Source organism: Streptomyces phytophilus (assembly GCF_013870535.1).
GTDB classification, from domain to species: domain Bacteria; phylum Actinomycetota; class Actinomycetes; order Streptomycetales; family Streptomycetaceae; genus Streptomyces; species Streptomyces phytophilus.
The window spans coordinates 1-3,508 of record NZ_JACBXC010000626.1; the positions used below are offsets into that span (position 1 = coordinate 1).

3 protein-coding genes and 2 pseudogenes are annotated in these 3,508 nt (G+C 72.2%); 4 read left to right on the forward strand and 1 reads right to left on the reverse strand.

The annotated features are described in order from the left end of the window. Positions 1–323 (forward strand): annotated as a pseudogene (locus H5J30_RS22500) (hypothetical protein); the annotation flags it as partial. A 7-nt stretch (positions 324–330) separates the two neighbouring features. Here the strand turns inward: H5J30_RS22500 and H5J30_RS22505 are convergent. Beyond that, a complete protein-coding gene (locus H5J30_RS22505; protein ID WP_181789203.1) occupies positions 331–1,515 on the reverse strand; it encodes an NADH-quinone oxidoreductase subunit D in 1,185 nt (394 codons plus the stop codon). Between the two features lie 410 nt (positions 1,516–1,925). Between H5J30_RS22505 and H5J30_RS22510 the strand changes: the two genes are divergently transcribed. The 3 genes and pseudogenes from H5J30_RS22510 to H5J30_RS22520 all read left to right on the forward strand — a co-directional run. After that, positions 1,926–2,480: a GNAT family N-acetyltransferase gene (locus H5J30_RS22510; RefSeq protein WP_181789204.1), complete on the forward strand. Its 555-nt coding sequence runs from the start codon at positions 1,926–1,928 to the stop codon at positions 2,478–2,480. 37 nt (positions 2,481–2,517) lie between these two features. Then, complete coding sequence (locus H5J30_RS22515; protein WP_309505605.1) at positions 2,518–2,775, forward strand: hypothetical protein; 258 nt, start codon at positions 2,518–2,520, stop codon at positions 2,773–2,775. A gap of 232 nt (positions 2,776–3,007) precedes the next feature. Further along, positions 3,008–3,508 (forward strand): annotated as a pseudogene (locus H5J30_RS22520) (PD40 domain-containing protein); the annotation flags it as partial.

The window sequence follows — 3,508 nt, forward strand, 5'->3', positions numbered from 1 at the left end:
AGCAGGCCCCCTCCGGCGACGCCGCCGGCTTCAGCTACTTCTCCCGGCCGCCGCAGCAGCCGCAGCCCCCCTCGCAGGCTCCCGGCGGCGGTTCCCGGGAGGCGTCCGGTTCCGGGGGCGGGCACCGCTCCGGCCCCGACGAGCCCGGGGACGCCGGTACCGACCTCGCCGACGTCGTCGGGCCCGAGGTCCTCGCCGAGGCCGGTGGCGACGGCGCCTCCGGCGGCGCTGCCTCCTCCGGCGACTCGGGCGACTCCGACGATCCCGACGACGACCCGCACGGCCCCGTCGGGCGCGTCATCGACCTGGAGCAGGCGAGCTGACCTTCCGCTACTTGTCGATGTCCCCGACCACGAAGAACATCGACCCCAAGATCGCCACCATGTCCGCCACCAGCGTCCCCGGCAGAAGCTCGGTCAGCGCCTGGATGTTGTTGTACGACGCGGAGCGCAGCTTCAGCCGGTACGGCGTCTTCTCGCCCTTCGACACCAGGTAGTAGCCGTTCAGCCCCAGCGGGTTCTCCGTCCAGGCGTACGTCTCCCCCTCCGGCGCCTTCAGCACCTTGGGCAGCCGCTGGTTCACCGGCCCCGGCGGCAGCTCCGCCAGCCGGTCCAGGCAGGCTTCGGCGAGTTCGAGGGAGTTGTACGTCTGCGCGAGCAGCACCTCGAAGCGGGCCAGGCAGTCGCCCTCCTCGCGGGTCACGACGCGCAGCGTGCCGCCCAACTCCCCGTACGCCAGATACGGCTCGTCGCGCCGCAGGTCGAAGTCCACCCCCGAGGCGCGCCCGAGAGGCCCGCTCACGCCGTACGCGTGGACGGTCCGCGGCGGCAGTACGCCCACGCCGCGCGTGCGGCCGCGGAAGATCTCGTTGCCCAGCACGAGGCGGTCGAAGACGTCCATCCGCGCGCGCGTGGCGCGTACGGCCGCGCGTGCGCGGTCCGTCCAGCCGGCGGGGAGTTCCTCCTTGAGGCCGCCGACGCGGTTGAACATGTAGTGCATCCGCCCGCCGGAGACCTCCTCCATGACGGCCTGGAGGTCCTCGCGCTCGCGGAAGGCGTAGAAGATCGGGGTGATGCCGCCGAGTTCGAGGGGATACGAGCCGAGGAACATCAGATGGTTGAGCACCCGGTTCAGCTCGGCGAGCAGCGTACGCAGCCACACCGCCCGCTCCGGCACCTCCATGCCGAGCATCCGCTCGACGGCCAGGACCACGCCCAGCTCGTTGGAGAAGGCCGACAGCCAGTCGTGGCGGTTGGCCAGGACGATGATCTGGCGGTAGTCGCGGGCTTCGAAGAGCTTCTCCGCGCCGCGGTGCATGTAGCCGACGACCGGCTCCGCGGTGACGATGCGCTCGCCGTCGAGGACCAGGCGCAGGCGCAGCACGCCGTGGGTCGAGGGGTGCTGCGGGCCGATGTTGAGCACCATGTCGGTCTGCTCGGCCGCGCCTCCGATGCCGACCGTCAGCGGGGCGGTGCGGGCGGCGGGCGCGGCGTCTCCGGGGGGCGCGGCAGTCATGCCGCCGAGCCTAGCCGCCGTACGGGTACGGGCCCTAGGGTCTGTCGTTTGGGTCTTGTCGGATCAGGGAGCGGCGGCTGGTGCCGTGCATCGCAAGGCGGAGGAGGGAGGCGACGCGGAGCGTCGTTGACCGACGACAACGCCGCGAGGTGTGGTGCCAGCCGCCGCGATCAGGCCGGCGCGCAGCAGGGCGCGTTGCGTACGGGAGGGGAATCGGGAGGCGTGCTGGCCCATGGTCACCACCAGTGAGGAATCGACACGTTCGCGGTCATGCTTCCACAAACTTCATGATTCCCGGAAATTCTCCCAAGAGCCTCACCGTGCGCATCCGCCTCGGCTGTTTTGTGAATACGCTGTGACCTCCGGTTATCCGGTTGCCGGGACGCTCCGAACCCCGTAAGCATGGGCCGATGCCGCAACTGACCACCCCCCATGTTCGATTCCGCGCCTCGTTCGCCGGGGCGATGAAGGAGTTCGAGGCCGAGGGCAGGGGCGCGGTCGGCGACGACACGTCCATCGGCCAGGACCTCCGCCGCTGGCGCCGGCGCTGGCACGACCCCGCGGTCTTCGCCTCGTACGTCGCGGGGCTGCGCGCCGAGGCCGACGAGACGATCCCGATGATCCGCCCGGGCTGGGTGCACTGCACCACCCTCTGGTACGTGGACGGGGACGACTACCTCGGCCGGATCGCCATCCGGCACTCGCTCACCGGCTGGCTCCGCGAGCAGGGCGGCCATATCGGCTACGACGTCCGTCCATCCGCCCGCAGACGCGGCCACGCCACCGCTATGCTGCGCGACGCGCTGCCCGTCGCCCGCGGTCTGGGGCTGACCGAGGTGCTGGTGACCTGCGACCACGACAACGTCGGATCGCGGAAGGTCATCGAGGCCAGCGGGGGCGTGTTCGAGGACCGGCGCGGTCTGAAGCTGCGGTACTGGGTCGCCACGGGGGCGGCGCGGGCGTAGCGGCGCACGGGGCGCGTCCGCGCGGGCGGACGAGGGGATGAGGGCTGTGGCCCAGGAGCGGGAACGGAACCGCGAACGGAGCCGGGAACGGCACGGACCGAAGGCGCCGGGCGGCGACGCGCCCGGCGGGGGCTGCCTCGCCGCCCCGGTCCGCTGGGTGGTGCTGATCCTCGTGCTGCCGGTCCGGGCGGTGTGGGACGTGCTCGTGGCCGCCCTGAAGGGGCTCGGCAAGGGACTTCTGTGGCTGGCGGAGCGCCTGGTGGCCCGACCGGCCGGTGGTCCTGAACGCTCGTGAACGGCCCTGTACGGTCCTGAACGGCCCCGCAAGCGGTCCCGGGTGGTCCGAGCGGGCGGAGCGAGAGGTTCCGCCCGCCCGGATCCTGACGTTCCGTGCGCGTGAACCCGGGGGGTTTACCGCAGTGTTCAGAGTTACGTCCCGATTCGTTCCATCCTCGGACAGGGCGGGTACAGGACGAAGGTCACACCCCACCGCAAAGCGGTGGTGAGCGCCGCCTCCGCATGATGGGATGATCGACGTGACTCAGCCTGCTTACCTGCGATTCCCGCACCTGCACGGCGACTTGATCACCTTCACGGCGGAGGACGACGTCTGGGCCGCGCCCCTCGACGGCGGCCGCGCCTGGCGGGTGAGCGCCGACAACATGCCGGTGGACCACCCCCGGATAGCCCCCGACGGCGCGCGCATCGCCTGGACCTCCACCCGCGACGGCGCCCCCGAGGTCCTCACCGCGCCCGTCGACGGCGGCGCGCCCGAGCGCCTGACGTACTGGGGCAGCGGCAAGACCTCCGTGCGCGGCTGGACGCCCGACGGCGACGTGCTGGCGCTGACCACCCACGGCCAGTACTCGCTGCGCCGCACCTGGGCGCACGCCGTGCCTCTCGGCGGCGGGCCCGCGCTCACGCTGCCGTTCGGACCCGTCGGCAACGTCGCGTACGGGCCGGAGGGCCGCGTCGCGCTGCAGACCGCGGGCATGGGCCGGGAGGCGGCGTACTGGAAGCGCTACCGC